This is a genomic window from Kitasatospora sp. NPDC096147, from assembly GCF_044763225.1.
Classification (GTDB): Bacteria; Actinomycetota; Actinomycetes; order Streptomycetales; family Streptomycetaceae; genus Kitasatospora.
On sequence record NZ_JBIWFX010000009.1, the window covers coordinates 52531 to 69219 of the forward strand.

Sequence of the window (16689 nt, forward strand, 5' to 3'; positions counted from 1 at the left end):
CTGTTCCGATCGTCAGTCCGCGATCTCCACCGGCATGGTGACGATGCCGTGGAAGGTCGGGTTGGCGGTCCACTGGGGGTTGGTCAGGTCGTACCGGGGGGCTATGCCCGGAATCCGCTCGACCACTCCGCGCATCACCTCCTCGACCTCCACCCGGGCGAACGCGGCGGCGATGCAGGCGTGGTAGCCCCCGCCGAAGCCGAGGTGGCGGCGGCCGGTCCGGTCCAGCCGGAACTCCTCCGGTGCCTCGAACTCCGCCGCGTCGCGGCCGGCCGAGCCCAGGAAGAAGTAGACCGAGTCGTTGGCCCGGATCTTCTTGCCGTGCAGCTCGATGTCGTCCTTGGCGTGCCGGGTGATGTACTGGATCGGCGACTCGACCCGGATGCACTCCTCGACGGTGGCCGTGATCAGCTCCGGGTCCGCCTTGAGGGCGGCGAACTCGGCGGGGTTGGCGAACAGCAGGTGCAGGCAGTTGCTCAGCAGGAACTGCGGGATCTTGTGGCCGCCGAAGATCAGGTGGATGGTCTGCCGGATGATCTCGGAGTCGGCCAACTGGCCTTCCTCGTCCGGGTTCTCCGAGATCAGTCGGCTGAGCAGGTCGTTCTTCGGGCTCTCCCGCCGCTCCCGGATCGCCCGGGTCAGGAAGTCCACGATCTCCGCGAGGCTGCGCCGGGTCTGCGCGCTGATCTCCCGGTCCGGCGCCGGCTTCACCACGAAGTCCTGCATGAACGAGGCGATGTCGTCGGACCAGCCGATGAAGCGGGCCACCTCGGTGCCGGGGATGCCGAGCATCCGGCAGAGCACGATGGCGGGGATCTGGTGGGCGATCTCCTTGACGAAGTCGAAGGCCGAGCCGTTGCGGGCGATCACCCCGTCCAGCTGGTCGGCGACGATCCGCTGGATCTCCGGCCGGATGAGGTCGATCTCCTTGGCCCAGAACGCCCGGTTCATGTGGGAGCGCAGCCGGGTGTGCACCGGGCGGTCGTTGTAGATCATCCAGGTGGAGATCACGTCGATGATGTCCTGGAAGTCCCCCTCCTCACCCGGAGGGACGTTCTTCATCTTGTTGGTGATCAGCGGGCTGGTGATGAAGCTCTCGCCGACCAGGTGCGTCGCGACGTCGGCGTACCGCGTGATGAACCAGGACTCGGACTCCTCGTGCCAGAACACGGGCTCGGAGGTACGGAGTTGCTCGTACAACCGGTAGCGCTGGTTCTGGTAGGCCGTGTCGTGGATGCTGAACTGACCCATGGCGTGTTCGGTCGACATGCGCACCATACTGGCCCGCGCGCGAGCCGCTGTGACGGCCCGTCAGGGTGTCGTGTCTCCGCCAGGCGGGGACCCGAGGGGGGCCACCGCAATCGGAGGAGTGCACCGCTCGCCGGACCCGCAGGTGCGAGCTTTCCGGTGATTCCGACAGGCGTGTGCGAGATCCGGCACGGATCTTCCCTCGCAGCGGCAGGATGGGCGGTGCGGCTGCCGACACGGGAGAGAGCGGGTACGTCCATGGAGACCGAGCACGACGCCGGCCGGGAGTGGCTGCGGGGGCTGGCGGTGTTCGCCGGGCGCCTGCCGGGCTTCGACCCGGCGTCGGCGCCGGCCGATCCGGTACGGCTGTTCACGGCCTGGCTGACGGAGGCGGTGGCCGAGGGCGTGCGCGAGCCGCACGCCATGACGCTGTCCACCGTCGACGCGGAGGGCGCCCCGGACGCCCGGGTGCTGATCCTCAAGGGCGTGGACACCTCGGGCTGGCAGTTCGCCACCCACGCACTGAGCCCCAAGGGCGGGCAGCTGACCGCGCGTCCGCAGGCGGCGCTCACCTTCTACTGGCCTGATCTCGGCCGCCAGGTGCGGGTCCGGGGGGCGGTGGCGCCGGGGACGGCGGAGGAGAGTGCCGCCGACTTCCTGGCCCGCTCGCCCGCCGCCCGGGCCGAGGCGCTGACCGGCCGTCAGAGCAGGCGCGTCGACGGACCGGAGGCCGGGCCGGACGACGCCCTGGCCGAGGCCGTGGCCCGGATCGAGCGGGAGCCCTCCCTGGTCGATCCGGCCTGGACCCGCTACACCCTGGCCGCCACCCGGGTGGAGTTCTGGCAGGCTTCCCCGGACCGCTCGCACGTGCGTCTGCGCTACGACCGCGACGGCGGGCGCTGGGAGCGGTACCGGGTCCGGGCCTGACCGGCGCCGTCCCTCCGCCGGGCACGGGCCGGGCGGGGCCCGCCGTGCCGACGGCGCGGGACGGCGCAGGGCGGCGTGGGCTCGCTCAGAGCGAGAGGGAGATCTCGGTCGACTTGATCAGCGCGACCACCGACGTACCCGCCGCCAGGCCGAGCGCCTCCACCGCGTCCTTGGTGATCGCGGCCGTCAGCTCGCCGCCCTGGACGTCCACCTTCACCGAACCCATCGCGCCACCGGTCGCCACATCGGTGACCGTGCCCGCGATCTGGTTGCGGATCGAGATGCCCTCCACCGGAGCGGTCGCCAGCGAGACCTCGGTCGACTTCACCAGCGCCTTCACGGCCGTGCCCTCGGCGATGCCGAGGTCCTTCACCGCGTCGGTGGTGATCGCGGCAGTGATGTCCTGACCGCCCGTCAGCCGGACCCTCACCGTGGACATCGCCTCACCCGAGGTGACGGAAGTGACGGTACCGGGGATCTGGTTACGGATGCTCAGGCTCATGGGGGGTCACGCCTCACTCGGGTCTCTGCACCGGACTGCACGGCTTTCGGGCCGCCACCGGCCACGCTAACCGCGCGCACCGGCTCCGGCTGACGCCCCCTCGCAGCCGCGAGGACGATCCCGCCGTGTGCGTCGCATTTCCCCGTTGTCCGAAAGCCCGAAATCCCGGCCCCCGGGCCCGCCCGTTTCGGGTGTTCCGACAGGCCCCCCGCAGCGCCCGTCCAGACGGGGGCCGTACACCCGAACGGGCCGGGCCGGCTGCCGGTCCGTCAGGTGCCCCGGCAGCGCACCGCCGGACCGCTGACGGGGCGTCACACCGGCCGGATCTCCTCCGGGTGGGCGGTGTGCCGCAGGGCCTCCCGGTGGTCGACGGTGCCGGCCGCGACGAGGGCGTTAAGGCCCGTCTCCAGGGTCTGCATGCCGTCCCGGGCCCCGGTCGCGACCACGTTGCGGATCTGGCGGGTCTTGCCCTCCCGGATCAGGTTGCGGATCGCCGGGGTGGCCACCAGCACCTCGAAGGCCGCCACCCGGCCGCCGCCGGTCCGGGGCACCAGCGCCTGGCTCAGCACGCCGACCAGGGTGTGCGCCAACTGCAGGCGGACCTGGGGCTGTTGCCCGGCGGGGAAGACGTCCACGATCCGGTCCAGGGTCTGCGCGGTGTCGTTGGTGTGCAGGGTGGCGAGCACCAGGTGCCCGGTCTCCGCGATGGTCAGGGCCGCCGCGATGCTCTCCGGGTCGCGCATCTCGCCGAGCAGCAGCACGTCCGGGTCCTCGCGCAGGGCCGCGCGCAGCGCGGCGGGGAAGGACTCAGTGTCGGTGCCGACCTCGCGCTGGCTCACCGCGGAGCGCTTGTGGCGGTGCAGGTACTCGATCGGGTCCTCGATGGTGAGGATGTGCGCCGCCCGGTGGGTGTTGACGTGGTCGAGCAGCGCCGCCAGGCTGGTCGACTTCCCCGATCCGGTCGGACCGGTGACCAGGACGAGGCCGCGCGGCAGCCCGGCCCACCCGGTGACGACCGGCGGCAGGCCGAGCCGCTCGGCCGTGGGCACCTCGAACGGGATGATCCGCAGCGCGAGCGCCGAGGCTCCGCGCTGCACGAAGGCGTTCCCGCGCAGCCGGGCGCGCTGCCCCCAGCCGAACGCGAAGTCGATCTGCCGCTCCCGGCGGAACCGCTCGGTCAGTTCGCCGCCCAGGACCCCGGTCACCAGGCGGTCGGCCTCGGCCTCGGTCAGCGGGTCGCCGTCCACCGGCCGCAGGGCCCCGTCGATGCGGAGGAACGGCGCCGATCCGGCGGTGAGCAGCAGGTCGCTGCCGCCCCGGGCCCACAGGTCGCCGATCAGGTGGTCGATGATCCCGGCGTCCGGTCCGGACCGGACCTCCCCGGTGCTGGTGTGCTCGCTCATGTCAGGACCTTCCACTGCCCGACGGTCGCTGAGTGACCGTCGAAGGAGACGGCGGCCTGGAGGAGCGGGCCGGAGAGCAGCAGGATCCGGGCGCCGCCTAGGTGGGCGGTGGCGCCGCCGGGACCGGCGGTCACGGTGGGCGTCACGGTCAGCCCGGCCAGCTGGGCCGCGTCGGTCAGGCCGCACCCGGCCAGGTCGATCCGGTCGGTCACCGGGCCGTCCGCGCCGGTGCGGACCGGCAGGGCCGGAGCCCCGTCCGGCCCGGTGCAGCTGCTGCCCGGGAAGTCCACCGCGACCCGCACCGACGCCGCGTCACCGTCCTCCCGGTGCGTCACCTGGAGGACCGCGTGCTCCAGCGGTCCGGCTGTGGCGGTCGCCGGGGCCGGCCGGTCGTAGCCCCCGAGGGTGAGGGTGGCCCGGCCGCCCCCGGGGAGGGTGGCCTCGGTGACGTCCGCCGGAGCACCGGGGGCGGGGGTGGTGAACCCGTCGGCGGCGGAGGCGGAGGCCGGTGCCGCCGTCACGGTCGGGTAGGTGGTGAACCGGACCGGCTCCGGGGGGATGCCCACCACCGGGCGGAGGTAGCCGGGGGCCGGGGCGATGCCGAGGGTGATGGCCCGGGCCACGATGCCCCGGGTGACGACCTGCCCGGTCACCTGACGCATCGCCAGGTCGATGGCGGCGGTCGGCGCGTGGACGGTGCCGTTGACCACCAGGCGGCTGTGCGCGGTGGCCGTGTCGGCGTCGGCGGTCGAGCGCAGCAGCGGGCAGGCCGTACCCGTGGTGAGGCAGCCGGAGAGCGGGCGGACGGCCGGGGCCCGGACCACCAGGTCGAGCTGGACGCCGTCGAGCCGGGAGGTGGCGGCGCTGCTCCCCGGGGCCAGGCCCGCCGTGTACTCGGCGGTGAGCCCGGCGAGCTGGTCGTCCCGGGTCACGCCGCAGGCTCGGAGGTCGATCACGTCGGTGCCGAGCGTGCCCTGACGGGCGGTCAGGGCGTGCCGGGTGTCGCAGGCGGTGCCGGTACCGGAGACGGTCAGCACGGCCGTCGGCGGCGCGGCGGGTGCGGGCGGGGCAGGCGGTACGGGCGGTGCGGGGACGGGCGCTTCGGCGGGCGGCGGGGTGGTGTCGTCCTCCTGGTGCGAGACCCGCAGCAGCACCCGGTCGGTCACCGAGCCGGCCGGCAGCCGGGGCACCGCGAAGCCGCCGAGCCGCAGCGACGCCGACGGGGCGGCCGGGGCGAGCGTCGAGGTCGAGGCGGCGCCGTCGATCGCCCGTGCCAGGCCGGGGTCGCCGAACGCCGCGCTGCCGGACGAGGCGGCGCCGGCCGCCGTGCTCGGCCGTACCGGGATCGGCGGTCGCCAGGTCAGCTCCAGGGCCACGCCGTCGAGGTGGGCGGTGGCGGTGCCGCCCCCGGCGGCCAAGGCGGCGGTGTGGGTCACGCGCAGGCCGGCCAGCTGCGACGGATCCGTCAGCCCGCAGGCGGCGACCAGGTCCACGGTGTCCGTGCCCAGGGCGCCCTGACGGACCGGCAGGGCCTGCGGGGTGCACGGTCGGGGCGTGCCCGGCCCGGACGGGGTGAGCGTGACGGTCGGCGGCGGTCCGCCGGGCGCCCCGGGGTCCTCGCGGTGGGCGACGTGCAGCACCGCCCCGTCCAGGACCGAGCCGGGGGCCACCGCAGCGGTGTCGAATCCGCCGAGGGCGATGGTGGCGGTGGGCGCGGCCGGGCCGAGGGCGGCGCGGGCGGTGGCCGTGCCGTCGATCGCCAGGGCGGCGGCCGGGGGGAGGAAGTCGGTGGATTCGGCGCTGGTGGCCGGCCGGGGTGGCGGCGGGGTGTGCACGACCTCCAGCCAGATGCCGTCCAGGACGGCGGCACCCTCGCGGCCCCCCGGGGTCAGCCCGGCGGAGTACGTCGCGGTCAGGCCGGTCAGCTGGGCCGGGTCGGTGATGCCACAGGCCGTCAGGTCGAGGCGGTCCTCGGCCAGGTCGGTCCGCCGGGGCACCGGCAGGCCGGTGCACCGGGCGCCGCCGCCCGCCGGGGTGACGGTGATCGCGGCACCGGCCGCGTCGCCGGACTCCTGGTGGGCGACCCGCAGGACGGCGGAGTCGAGCCTCGATCCCGGCGGCAGGGGCGGCCGGCCGAAGCCGGCCAGCGTGATCGCCCCGGTCCGGGCCGCCGGGCCCAGGTCGGCCCGGACCACGGAGGGGGTCGGCTGCTCGCCGATCTCCAGGGCGCCGCCGGTGCCCGACGCGGTCTCACCGCCGTGGAAGCCGGTCGTGCCGGTCACCTCGGTCGGCTTGGAGGTGACCGGGGTGCGGTAGGCCACCTCCAGCCAGAGGCCGTCCAGGCGCGCGGTGGCGGCGGTGCCCTCGGCGTCCAGGGCGGCGCGGTAGGCGACGCTCAGGCCGGCGAACCGGGCCGGGTCGGTGAGTCCGCAGGCGCTCAGCAGGTCGATCGGGGTGTCCGTGATGAGCGCCGGGTGCGGGGGCAGGGGGTCGGTGCGGCAGCCGGCACCGTCGACGGCGGCGGTGACCGTCAGCCCGCCGGGGGCGGTCAGGTCGCCGTCCTCCTGGTGCCGGACGTGGAGCGTGGCGGCGGTGACGACCGAGCCGGGCGGGATCTTCGGGGAGAAGGCGCCGAGCCGGAGCTCGGCCGCCCGACGGCCCGTCAGGCCGAGCACGGCGTCGGCGGTGCAGCCCGTGGCGCCCTCCGGCGCGGCGGGCGGCGGACAGCCGGGCAGGGTCGGCCGCTCCCCGGCGGTCAGCGCCCGGGCCGGGTCGGCGAAGCCGTCGTCGCCGGCCACCAGGGTCGGCTTCAGCGCGTGGGAGGCCTGCGGCGGCCGGACGCCGTACACCGCCACCTGCTGCGCCCCCGGACGGACCGGGGCGCACAGCTCGACCCGGCCCCGGTCCACCTGCACCCGGCCGGTGCCGCCCATCACGAGCTCGACGCCCTCGGGCGCGGTCCGGTCGCAGCCGCCGGGGTCGGGGACGGTCGGACGGGCGGCGGCCCCCGGGTCCCAGCCGGACGGCGTGCCGCCGACCACCGCGACCGTGGGGTCGGCGACCGTCCAGGTGCCACCGCCTCCGGTGAAGCCCAGGTCGAAGTAATAGAGGCCCGGTGGCAGCCACACCACGATCCCGGGACAGCTCCCGCCGGTGAGCCGGGTGAGGGCGTCCGCGTCGTCGTAGGAGCCGGGCTGCAACCGCACCAGCCAGCCGCCGCCGGCACCGGGGCAGGCGGGCACCGTCCGCCGGACCGGGACGGCGGTGGTGGGCGGGGCGAGGTCCGGGTCCGCACCGACCACCGGATCGGCGGGGGCTGACGGGGTGTCACCGGCGCAGCTGCGCACGTACGGTGCCTGGGTCGGCGGCAGCGGGATCCGGGTGACGGCCGGGGAGCAGCTGCCGAGGGCGGAGACGTCGCCCGCCACCACCGCCGAGGCGCCGGGGCCGGTGGTGACGTCCGCGTGCGAGAAGACGCCGCCCTGGACGCGCAGTCCGGGCGTCGTCACCCGGATGCCCTCGTCGGCCGCCCGGCCCAAGGCCAGCAGCGCGTCCTGGGGCTGGGTCACCCGCGCGGTGGCGGGTGAGGCGTCGAGCGGGTCGCAGTGCACGGTCAGCTGGTGGCCGTTGAGCGGCGGGGCCGTGTAGTCGGTGCACGGGGCGCCCTGCGCGAAGCGGCTGATCGCCAACTGGGTGGCCCCGTCCGCGCCGTAGGCCCGCCTGCCCTGCTCGGCGAAGCCGCTCGCCGCCCTCAGCGAGGTGCCCGCGAAGGAGAGCACCGACACGGCGATCAGGCTGAGGACGAGGACGAAGGCCAGGGCCAGGATCAGGGTCGCGCCCTGCTCGTCCCGGTGCGGGCGGCCCGGCGGGGACGGCCGGGCGGTCACGCGCTGCCCACCCGTCGGAGGGCGGTCAGGGTGGTCGGGGGTGTGCCGGGGTCGGTCCGCACGGTCAGCGTCACTTCCAGGGGTGAGGTGCACGGGGTCTCGGCTCCGCAGGTCAGGGTCACCGGCCGGGTCGGTGCGGTGGGGTCGAAGCGGCCCAGCAGGGTGGGCACGGGGCCGGTGGCGGTGCAGGTGACGCGGTGCAGCTCACCGGTCGGCGGGTCGTAGGTGTAGACGACCTCGGCCCCGGGTCGGCTCAGGTGGACGATCACCTCGGTGGCGCCGCACGCGGGGGTGGTCGTGACGGCGTCGGCGCTCTGCACGTCGCCGGGGAAGTAGCGGTTGAGCGTGCCGGTCGCGCCGGTGGCGGCGACCCGCCGCCCGGTGTCGGCGGTGAACCGGAGCCCGAGCACGACGGCGGTCGGCAGCAGGGTCGCGATGATGCCCACGATGACGAGCGTGACCAGCAGCTCGGTCAGGGTGAAGCCCAGCTCGGAGCGGTCGGAGCGGCCGGTGTGCCCGGCCCGCTGACGGGTCGTCATGACGCCACCGCCGCGCGCTTGACGACCTCCAGCACGGTGTCCCGGACGGACTGCCGACCGGGCGGGCCGGTCGGGTGCACGGTGAGCGTGAGCTTCTGCACGCCCGTGTCGGCCGCCGGGCAGCGCCGGCCGAACGCGGCCGTCCCGTCCCAGTACTCCACCTCGACGGTCACGGTGAAGCCGGGCGGCGGCGTCGGCGTCGGGTAGCCCGTGGCGCAGGCCGTGTACGGGCCGCCGAGGATCGTCTCGGCGGTGCTGCGGACGAGCGCGTCCGCGCCGGTCACCCGCTGCTGGGTGGCGGAGCTGACGAGCGCGGTGCCGATGCCGCCGAGGACGGCGACGAAGGCGACACCGATGAGCGCCACCGCGACGAGGGCCTCCACCAGCGTCTCGCCCGCCTCGCCCCGAGGGCCGCCACGACGCTCGCCGCCGCGACGCTCGCCGCCGGACCGGGCCCGGACCGGGGCGGTCACCGGACCTCGACCTGGCTGTAGACGCCGTAGATCGCCGAGAGCAGCGCGACGGCCACGAATCCCACCACGGCACCGACCAGCACCACCACGGCCGGCTCGAACAGACCGGTCAGGCGCTTGATCCGGTGCTGGAGCTCCTTCTCGTAGAAGTCCGACACGTTCTCCAACTGCTCGTCGAGGGTGCCGGTCTCCTCCCCCACCCGCATCATCTGGGTGACCGCGCCGGGGAACAGGCCGGTGCGGGCGATCGGCCGGGAGATCCCGCCGCCTTCGAGCACCTCCGTCCGGGCGGTCGCGACGGAGCGCTCGTAGACCAGGTTGTCGGCGCCCGCGCCGGCCAGCGTGAGCGCCTCCGGGACGGGCACCCCGGCCTTGATCATCGAGGTCAGGATGCGGCAGAACCGTTCGATCACCAGGAAGCGCACCACGTCCCCGAGCACCGGCACCGCCAGCAGCAGGCGGTCCCGCAGGGCCCGTACCGGCTCGGTGCGCAGACCGGCCGCCACGGCCACCACCAGCCCGGCCAGGGCCCCGACGATGACCGGGTACCAGGCCGTGACGAAGTCCGTGAAGCCGAGCAGCATCCGGGTCGGCAGCGGCAGTTCGGCGTCGAAGGAGGCGAAGAACGCCTCGAAGCGGGGCAGCACGAAGACCACCAGGATCACCACCACGGCGACGGCCAGCACCATCACCAGGCTCGGGTAGGTCAGGGCCGATCGGACGCTCCGCCTGGCCTCCACGTCACGCTCGATGTAGCGGGCCAACTGGGCCATCACCACGTCGAGTTCACCGGTCGCCTCGGCCGAGTGGAGGACCGCGACGTAGAACGGCGGGAGCGCCCTGCGGTGGGCGGCCATCGCGGCGGCGAAGCCCTCGCCGAAGCGCAGCGAGTCCATCACGTCCGCCAGCACCTCGGCCAGCTTCCGGTCCTTGGTCTCGGCGCGGATGATCTCCAGCGCGTCCAGGACCGGCACACCGGCCTTGACGAAGGCGGCCATCTGCCGGGAGAAGTTGCTCAGCTCCACCAAGTCGACTTTCCTGGCGGTCAGTTCGAGCTGGAGGAGACTGCGCCCGGCGGCCTTGACGGACTGCACGGTGTAGCCCTGCCGGGCCAGGCTGTCGGTGACGCCCTCCACGCTGGAGCCCTTGAGCACACCGGTGGCCCGCCGCCCGTCCGGGCCGAGCGCGACGTACGTGAAGGTGGCCATGCCGGTGCTCTCCTGGGATGTGGGGGGGGGTGGCGAGGTGTACGCCGTCGGCGGCCAGGGCCAGGGGGGCTGTCCCCTCAGCCGACGTAGACGCCGGACATGATCTCGGCGACGGTGGTGACGCCCTCCTCGACCAGGCGGACGCCGCCGTCCAGCAGGGTGTCCATCCCCTGCTCGCGGGCGGCCCGGCGCAGGCGGTCGATCGGCGCGTTCTCCACCAGCAGCTGCTTGACCTCGTCGCTGGTGACCAGCAGTTCGAAGACGCCGATCCGCTCCTGGTAGCCGGTCCGGGAGCAGAAGGTGCAGCCCCGGCCCTGCCAGAACTCCGCGTCGGCCGATCCGCCGGCCCGGGCGAAGAAGGCCAGCTCGTCCACGCCGGGCCGGTAGGGCTCGCGGCACTGGTCGCAGATCCGCCGCACCAGCCGCTGGCTGACCACCCCGGCCACCGTGGAGGTGATCAGGAACGGCTCGATGCCCATGTCGGCGAAGCGGTGCAGCGCCGAGCAGGCGTCGGCGGCGTGGATCGACGAGAGCACGAAGTGGCCGGTGAGCGCGGACTCGACCGCGATCCGCGCCGTCTCGGCGTCCCGGATCTCACCGACCAGGATCACGTCGGGGTCCTGCCGGAGGATCGAGCGCAGTCCGGTGGCGAAGGTGATGCCCGCCTGCTCGTTGATCTGGATCTGGTTGACCGACGGGACGACGTACTCGACCGGGTCCTCGATGGTGGTGATGTTGCGCTCGCTGCGGTTCAGCTCGCCGAGGGTGGCGTACAGGGTGGTGGTCTTGCCGCTGCCGGTCGGGCCGGCGCAGGCGACCATGCCGTACGGCGAGCGCAGCAGGGACGAGAAGCGCTCGAAGGTCGGTGCGGGCATGCCGAGTTCGCCCAGCCGCAGCAGCGTGCGATTGCTGTCCAGCAGCCGCAGCACGGCCTTCTCTCCCCAGATGGTGGGGCTGGTCGCGACCCGGATGTCGAGCGGGCGGCCGTCGATCTCGGTGGTGATCTGGCCGTCCTGCGGGCGGCGCCGGTCCACGATGTTCATGGCCGCCATGATCTTGATCCGGCTGACCACCGGAGGCCCCATGCTCTCCGGCAGGCTGAGCACGTCGTGCAGCGCGCCGTCGATGCGGTAGCGGACCCGGACGCGGTCGGCGTGCGGTTCGACGTGGATGTCCGAGGCCCGGTCGCGCAGGCCCTGGGTGAGCATCAGGTTGACCAGGTGCACCACCGGGGCGTCCTCGCTCACCACCCTGGCACCGGATGCGGCGGCGCGGCCGGTCTCGCTCGCCTCGAACGCCTCGACCAGGCCGCCGGCTCCGGCCAGCACCCGGTAGGTGCCGTCGATCGCGCGCCTGATGTCCGAGGGGGCCGCGATCGCCAGCCGGACCCGGTCCGGGGCGACGGCCCGGCCCAGCCGGTCGAGCAGCTCCGGGGCGGCCGGGTCGCCCGCCGCGATCAGCAGCGCGTCCCCGTCCCGGCGCACCGCGACCACCCCCAGCGAGCGGGCCAGCGCCTCGGGCACCCGGACGGCCGCCTCGGGATCGGGCTCGCTCTGGCGCAAGTCGGCCACCGGCACGCCGAGTTGCTCCGACAGCGCCTCAATCAGCGCGCGCTCGTCCACCATCCCGAGCTCGACCAGCAGGGCGCCGATCCGACGGCCGGACACCGACTGCTGGAGCAGCACCTCGTCCAGCTGCGCCGGAGTCAACTTCCCTCGCCGCAGCAGTAGTTCACCGATCCTGGGGCCCGCTCGGCCGTCCGCCTCCGCAGGCGTCGGCGGGTCCTCGGCGAGCGGGGTCCGCTCCGTGCGGGGCAGCTCCACGCCGGGCAGCTCCGTGCCGCGCAGCTCCGCGCCGGTCGGCTCCGCACTCGCCGCGCGGCGCCTGAGAATCCGGCGGTTCGCCACGGAACCCACCCCTTTCACGAACTGTCAGCGGCTGATTAGTCAGCGGGATACTACAGCACGCCATCCGGATCGCCAGCCCCTCCGAGGGGCGGCGATTTCCCCGCCTCGAACCCTTGCAGGCCCTTGTCCGCCTCAGTAGTCTGCCGCTGATTACTCAGGTAGTTACTAGTACGCGGCGGCGCCTGCCCCGGCCGTCGTGGATGGAGAGAGATGTTCAGCAACCCGCAAGGAATCCTGCGTCACCGCACGCGCGCTCGGCACGAGCGGCCGGAGGCCGGCTTCACCCTGGTCGAGCTCCTCGTGGTCATCGTGATCCTCGGCATCCTGTCCGCCGTCGTCGTCTTCTCCGTGCGCGGCATCAACGACAAGGGCCAGAGCGCGGCCTGCCGGACCGACAAGGCCACCATCCAGACCGCCGAGGAGGCCTTCTACGCCAGTGGCCGCAACCGGTACGCCACCATGGCGGAGCTGGAGAGCGCCGGATTCCTGTCGGCCGTCTCCACCCTGTACGACGCCAAGCCGTCCGGCAGCTCCTACACCGTGACCCCGCTGCCCGCCACCGACACCACCCCGGCCAGCCCCTGCAGCTGATCCGCGCGAGCCCGCACGTCGGCCAGGAGGCGGTACGACCGCCGCCTGGCCGACGGCAGTTGCGCAGCCGCCCGCCCCCTCCCACCGGCCCCGCCCGGCCCGCCCCGAAGGACACCCCGCCGCCATGCCCCCCGCTCTCGTCGCGCTCATCGGCCTCCTGGGGCTCGCGGTGGGCTCCTTCCTCAACGTGGCCGCCTCCCGGATCCCGGCCGGCCGCTCCGTCGTGCACCCGCGCTCCGCCTGCCCGCAGTGCTCCGCGCCGATCGCGGCCCGCGACAACGTCCCGGTGCTCAGCTGGCTCCTGCTGGGCCGCCGCTGCCGCTCCTGCCGGGCCCCGATCCCGGCGCGCTACCCGCTGCTCGAAGCGCTGACCGCGCTGCTGTTCGCCGCCGAGGCGGTGCGGTTCGGCCCCTCCGGCACCCTTCCCGCCCAACTGGTTTTCACCGCAGGGCTGTTGGCCCTGGCCGTGTGCGATGCCGAGCACTTCCTGCTCCCCCGCCGCCTGGTCCACCCGACCCTCGTCCTGACCGCCGCCTGCCTGCTCGCGACCGCCGCCGCCACCGGCCAGTGGCAGCGCCTCGGCGTGGCCGCGCTCTGCGCCCTGGGAGCCTTCGCCGTCTTCTTCGCCCTGCACTGGGTACGGCCGGCCTGGCTCGGCTTCGGGGACGTCCGCCTGGCCGGGCTGCTCGGCACCGGGCTGGGCTGGCTCGGCCCGGGCCACCTCGTCCTCGCCGTGCTGGCCGGCAGCGCCCTCGGCCTGCTGATCGCCCTCGCCCTGCTGGCCACCGGGCGGGCGACCCGTCAGACCCGGCTCCCGTTCGGGGTGTTCCTGGTCGCCGGGGCCCTCGCCAGCATCCTGGCCGGCGCTCCGGTCCTGCGCTGGTACGCGGACCTGACCGCCCCCGCCCCGGTGGTCACACCGCTCCTCCCGGTCCGCAGCGCACCCTGAACGCCCGCCCGACGGGCCTGACCGACCTCCCGGCGCGCCCTGACCGCCCGCCCGGCACGCCCTGACGGACCGTCCGGCGGGCTCCCGACCGACCGACCGGGGCACGGGTCTCGGCCCGCCCGGCGGCGGTCCTTACCCTGTCACCATGAAGGAACTTGATCTGCCACTGGCCGAGTGGATCGTGCTCGCGCTCATCGCCGAAGGGCCCAGCCACGGCTTCGCCATCGCCACCCTCACCGCGGAGGGGGCCGAGATCGGCGAGTTCTGGTACGTCTCCCGCCCCATGGTCTACCGGTCGATCACCCGGCTGGTCGAGCGCGGTCTGATCACACCGGTCGGCGCCGAGGAGGGCAACCGGGGACCCCAGCGGATGGTCTACGCGGCCACCCGCCCGGCGAAGACCGCCGTCACCGGCTGGCTCGGCGAGCCGGTGACCCAACTCTTCGACGTCCGCGCCGAGCTGACGTGCAAGCTGCTGCTGCTCAAGCGGCGCGGCAGCGCTCCGAACCGCCTGGTCGAGCGCCAACGGGTCGTCATCGACGAGATCGAGGACGGCCTGCGCGCCAAGGAGGACTCCGCCGGGTACCACCTCGCCCGGGCGATCTACGCCTGGCGGCTGGAGCACGTCCGGGCCGCCCGCCGCTTCCTCGACGCCGTCGAGGCCGACGCCGCGAAGCTGGCCGCCGGCACCGGCTGAGTCCGCCCGTGGCCGTCCTTCCTCGGCAACCACGTCGGCGCCCCGCGCCCGGCGTTCCCCCCGACCGGCAGCAGCCGGAACGGCCACGGCGGACCGGACCCCGCTCGCCCCAGCCCGCTCGCCCCACCCCGTACTCCCGGCGCCCCACCACCGCAGGCATCCGCCCGCCGAGGTGGGGCGCCGTCGCGTCCGGCCCGGCGGGTACGTCCGCCGACGACGCCCGGCCCGGTGGTCGCACGGACGCGACCACCGGGCCGGGCCCCGGCGCGACCCGCCCTGCGGGCCCGCCGGTGACGGCACGGCTACGGCACCTCGACGACGCTCTCGCAGGACGCGCCGGGCGCGAGCGAGTCCGTGCCGGGCAGCACCGGTCCGCCGTTGGCGTCACCGGCGCAGACGTCCGTGCCGCTGCCGCCCGCCAGGGTGTCGCTGCCCGCACCGCCGACCACCACGTCGCTGCCGCCCCCGCCGGAGAGCGCGTCGTCACCGGCCCCGCCGTTCAGCAGGTCGTTCCCGTCCCCGCCGCTGACGGCGTCGTTGCCCGCGCCACCGAGCAGGACGTCGTTCCCGTCGCCCCCGCTGACGGCGTCGTTGCCGTCACCGGCGTCCACGTGGTCCGCGCCGCTCCCGGCCGCCACCGCGTCGTTGCCGCCGAAGGTGCAGATGGTGTCGTTGCCGCCGTTCCCGCTGACCAGGTCGTTCCCGTTGCCGGTCACGATCACGTCGGCGCCGCTGGTGCCGTTCACCGTCCCGGAGCCGGTGATGGTGGCGGCCAGGCCGTGGCAGCCGGCCGTGACGGTGATCGTCACGGTCGCGAGGCCGGAGTCGTCGGTGCCGTCGCTCACCCGGTAGGTGAAGCCGTCCGCGCCCACGTACCCGCTGCCGGGCTGGTAGGCGAACGAGCCGTCCGCCCCGAAGGTAAGGGTGCCGTGCGCCGGCCCGGTCACCAGCGTGGCCGTCAGCGGGTCGCCGTCGGGGTCGGTGTCGTTGCCGAGCACCCCGGGAGCGCCGACCACCAGCGGGGTGTCCGCCCCGATGTGGCCGTACGTGTCGCCGGCGGCCGTCGGCGGCCGGTTGGTCCGGTTGAACAGCACCGACGCGTCGTTGACGAAGGCCGGGGAGCTGTTGCTGTTCGCCGTGGCGAGGTCGGGGCGTCCGTCCGCGTCGAGGTCGCCCACCGCGACGGCCTGCGGGTTGCGACCGCCGGCCAGCCCGAAGACCAGCGGGGTGCCGAACGCACCGGTGCCGTCACCTTCCAGGACCACCACCTCGTTCGAGTCGGCGCTGGCGAGCACCAGGTCGGCGTGACCGTCGCCGTTCAGGTCGGCCACCGCCCCGGCGCTGGGGTTGGTCCCCGCCGACAGCACGCTCGCCGGGCCGAAGCCTCCGCTGCCGGTGCCGGGCAGCACCGCGACGCTGCCCGGCACGCCGGGCGCCACCACCACCGCGTCCGGCCGGCCGTCCGCGTTCAGGTCGGCGAGCAGCACCCGGGAGGGCAGGGCCACCCCGGCCGGGACACCGGAGGCCGGGCCGAAGCCGCCGGCTCCGTCTCCGGGCAGCACCGAGAGCGTGCCGCTGGTGGAGTTCGCGGTGACCAGGTCCTGGTCACCGTCGCCGTCCAGGTCCGCCGCCGCGATGCCCTGCGGGTTGGTGGCGCCGAGGGCGACCTGCACCGCCGGGCCGAAGGTGCCGTCGCCGTGGCCGAGCACCACCGAGACGTTGTCGGTGTTCGCGTTGGAGGTCGCCAGGTCCGGGGTGCCGTCCCCGTCGAAGTCGGCCACCGCGACACCGGTCGGGAAGCGCGCGACGCACGGGTTGTCGCCGGTGCTGTCGCATCCGGCCACCGGGTTGAGCTGCACCTTGGTGCCGGCGCCGAGGGCGCCCGAGCCGTCGCCGGGCCAGACCAGCGCGACGTTGCCGCGCGCGTCGTGGCTGACCACGTCGGGGTGGCCGTCGCCGTTGAGGTCGCGGATCGCCACCGAGCCGAGGAAGACGCTCGACACGGTGCGCGGCGCCTGGTACTTCGTCACCGGGCCGAAGCCGCCGCCCGTTCCGAGCAGGACGCCCAGGCCCTCGGCGCGGATCGCCGTCACCAGGTCCGGCTTCCCGTCGCCGTTCAGGTCGCCGATCGCGACGGCCGAGCCGCCCCGGCCGTTGTCGTCCAGGTTCACGGCGGCGGCGAAGGCGGTGTGGTCCGGGCCGGCCGCCACGGCCGTGCCGCCGGCCGGCAGCACGGTCGCGACCGCTACCGCGAGGACGAGGGCCGCGGCCGTGCGGGACCGTCCGCGCGCGGGCTGCCGGGCGGCCGGGCCGGGGGTCCGAGGTACTGATCTGCCCATGGATGTGGCCCCTCCTCAG

The 16689-nt window shown here is 74.8% G+C and carries 13 protein-coding genes; 4 read left to right on the forward strand and 9 right to left on the reverse strand.

Going from position 1 to position 16689, the window contains the following annotated elements:
• Nucleotides 1–12 precede the first annotated feature (12 nt).
• A complete protein-coding gene (locus ACIRBX_RS26000; protein WP_402299966.1) occupies nt 13–1269 on the reverse strand; it encodes a cytochrome P450 in 1257 nt (418 codons plus the stop codon).
• Nucleotides 1270–1506: 237 nt separating this feature from the next.
• Here ACIRBX_RS26000 and ACIRBX_RS26005 point away from each other — a divergent pair, with 237 nt between their 5' ends.
• Nucleotides 1507–2175, forward strand: coding sequence for a pyridoxal 5'-phosphate synthase (locus ACIRBX_RS26005; protein ID WP_402299968.1), 669 nt, complete (start codon nt 1507–1509; stop codon nt 2173–2175).
• An 85-nt stretch (nt 2176–2260) separates the two neighbouring features.
• Here the strand turns inward: ACIRBX_RS26005 and ACIRBX_RS26010 are convergent, their stop codons facing one another.
• From ACIRBX_RS26010 to ACIRBX_RS26040, 7 genes are all read right to left on the reverse strand, one after another.
• Nucleotides 2261–2677: a molybdopterin-binding protein gene (locus ACIRBX_RS26010; protein WP_402299969.1), complete on the reverse strand. Its 417-nt coding sequence runs from the start codon at nt 2675–2677 to the stop codon at nt 2261–2263.
• Between the two features lie 311 nt (nt 2678–2988).
• Nucleotides 2989–4080: a type IV pilus twitching motility protein PilT gene (locus tag ACIRBX_RS26015; RefSeq protein ID WP_402299971.1), complete on the reverse strand. Its 1092-nt coding sequence runs from the start codon at nt 4078–4080 to the stop codon at nt 2989–2991.
• Nucleotides 4077–7967, reverse strand: a complete 3891-nt coding sequence (locus ACIRBX_RS26020; RefSeq protein WP_402299973.1) for a hypothetical protein — start codon at nt 7965–7967, stop codon at nt 4077–4079. Before ACIRBX_RS26020 ends, ACIRBX_RS26015 begins: the two co-directional genes overlap by 4 nt.
• On the reverse strand, nt 7964–8506 hold the full coding sequence (locus ACIRBX_RS26025) for a type II secretion system protein (RefSeq protein ID WP_402299974.1): 543 nt from the start codon (nt 8504–8506) through the stop codon (nt 7964–7966). The genes ACIRBX_RS26020 and ACIRBX_RS26025 overlap by 4 nt, the downstream gene beginning before the upstream one ends.
• Complete coding sequence (locus ACIRBX_RS26030) at nt 8503–8979, reverse strand: type II secretion system protein (protein WP_402299976.1); 477 nt, start codon at nt 8977–8979, stop codon at nt 8503–8505. The genes ACIRBX_RS26025 and ACIRBX_RS26030 overlap by 4 nt, the downstream gene beginning before the upstream one ends.
• Nucleotides 8976–10187, reverse strand: a complete 1212-nt coding sequence (locus ACIRBX_RS26035) for a type II secretion system F family protein (protein ID WP_402299977.1) — start codon at nt 10185–10187, stop codon at nt 8976–8978. Before ACIRBX_RS26035 ends, ACIRBX_RS26030 begins: the two co-directional genes overlap by 4 nt.
• Nucleotides 10188–10264: 77 nt before the next feature.
• Nucleotides 10265–12094: a GspE/PulE family protein gene (locus ACIRBX_RS26040; RefSeq protein WP_402299979.1), complete on the reverse strand. Its 1830-nt coding sequence runs from the start codon at nt 12092–12094 to the stop codon at nt 10265–10267.
• A 210-nt stretch (nt 12095–12304) separates the two neighbouring features.
• Between ACIRBX_RS26040 and ACIRBX_RS26045 the strand changes: the two genes are divergently transcribed.
• From ACIRBX_RS26045 to ACIRBX_RS26055, 3 genes are all read left to right on the forward strand, one after another.
• A complete protein-coding gene (locus tag ACIRBX_RS26045) occupies nt 12305–12685 on the forward strand; it encodes a type IV pilin protein (protein WP_402299980.1) in 381 nt (126 codons plus the stop codon).
• A 124-nt stretch (nt 12686–12809) separates the two neighbouring features.
• Nucleotides 12810–13634 (forward strand): prepilin peptidase, encoded by an 825-nt coding sequence (locus ACIRBX_RS26050; RefSeq protein ID WP_402299982.1) that lies wholly within the window; start codon nt 12810–12812, stop codon nt 13632–13634.
• Between the two features lie 145 nt (nt 13635–13779).
• Nucleotides 13780–14331, forward strand: a complete 552-nt coding sequence (locus ACIRBX_RS26055; protein ID WP_402299984.1) for a PadR family transcriptional regulator — start codon at nt 13780–13782, stop codon at nt 14329–14331.
• A gap of 302 nt (nt 14332–14633) precedes the next feature.
• Here ACIRBX_RS26055 and ACIRBX_RS26060 read toward each other — a convergent pair whose 3' ends face one another.
• Nucleotides 14634–16670 carry an FG-GAP-like repeat-containing protein gene (locus ACIRBX_RS26060; protein ID WP_402299985.1) on the reverse strand — a complete coding sequence of 679 codons (2037 nt, stop codon included), beginning with the start codon at nt 16668–16670 and terminating at the stop codon, nt 14634–14636.
• Between the last annotated feature and the right edge of the window lie 19 nt (nt 16671–16689).

What these genes read in the sequence shown, in the direction of transcription:
- ACIRBX_RS26005 (WP_402299968.1), top strand. Translation starts at nt 1,507, where the DNA reads ATGGAGACCGAGCACGACGCCGGCCGGGAGTGGCTGCGGGGGCTGGCG.
- ACIRBX_RS26045 (WP_402299980.1), top strand. Translation starts at nt 12,305, where the DNA reads ATGTTCAGCAACCCGCAAGGAATCCTGCGTCACCGCACGCGCGCTCGG.
- ACIRBX_RS26010 (WP_402299969.1), bottom strand. Translation starts at nt 2,677, where the DNA reads ATGAGCCTGAGCATCCGTAACCAGATCCCCGGTACCGTCACTTCCGTC.
- ACIRBX_RS26000 (WP_402299966.1), bottom strand. Translation starts at nt 1,269, where the DNA reads ATGTCGACCGAACACGCCATGGGTCAGTTCAGCATCCACGACACGGCC.
- ACIRBX_RS26015 (WP_402299971.1), bottom strand. Translation starts at nt 4,080, where the DNA reads ATGAGCGAGCACACCAGCACCGGGGAGGTCCGGTCCGGACCGGACGCC.
- ACIRBX_RS26035 (WP_402299977.1), bottom strand. Translation starts at nt 10,187, where the DNA reads ATGGCCACCTTCACGTACGTCGCGCTCGGCCCGGACGGGCGGCGGGCC.
- ACIRBX_RS26050 (WP_402299982.1), top strand. Translation starts at nt 12,810, where the DNA reads ATGCCCCCCGCTCTCGTCGCGCTCATCGGCCTCCTGGGGCTCGCGGTG.
- ACIRBX_RS26055 (WP_402299984.1), top strand. Translation starts at nt 13,780, where the DNA reads ATGAAGGAACTTGATCTGCCACTGGCCGAGTGGATCGTGCTCGCGCTC.
- ACIRBX_RS26025 (WP_402299974.1), bottom strand. Translation starts at nt 8,506, where the DNA reads ATGACGACCCGTCAGCGGGCCGGGCACACCGGCCGCTCCGACCGCTCC.
- ACIRBX_RS26060 (WP_402299985.1), bottom strand. Translation starts at nt 16,670, where the DNA reads ATGGGCAGATCAGTACCTCGGACCCCCGGCCCGGCCGCCCGGCAGCCC.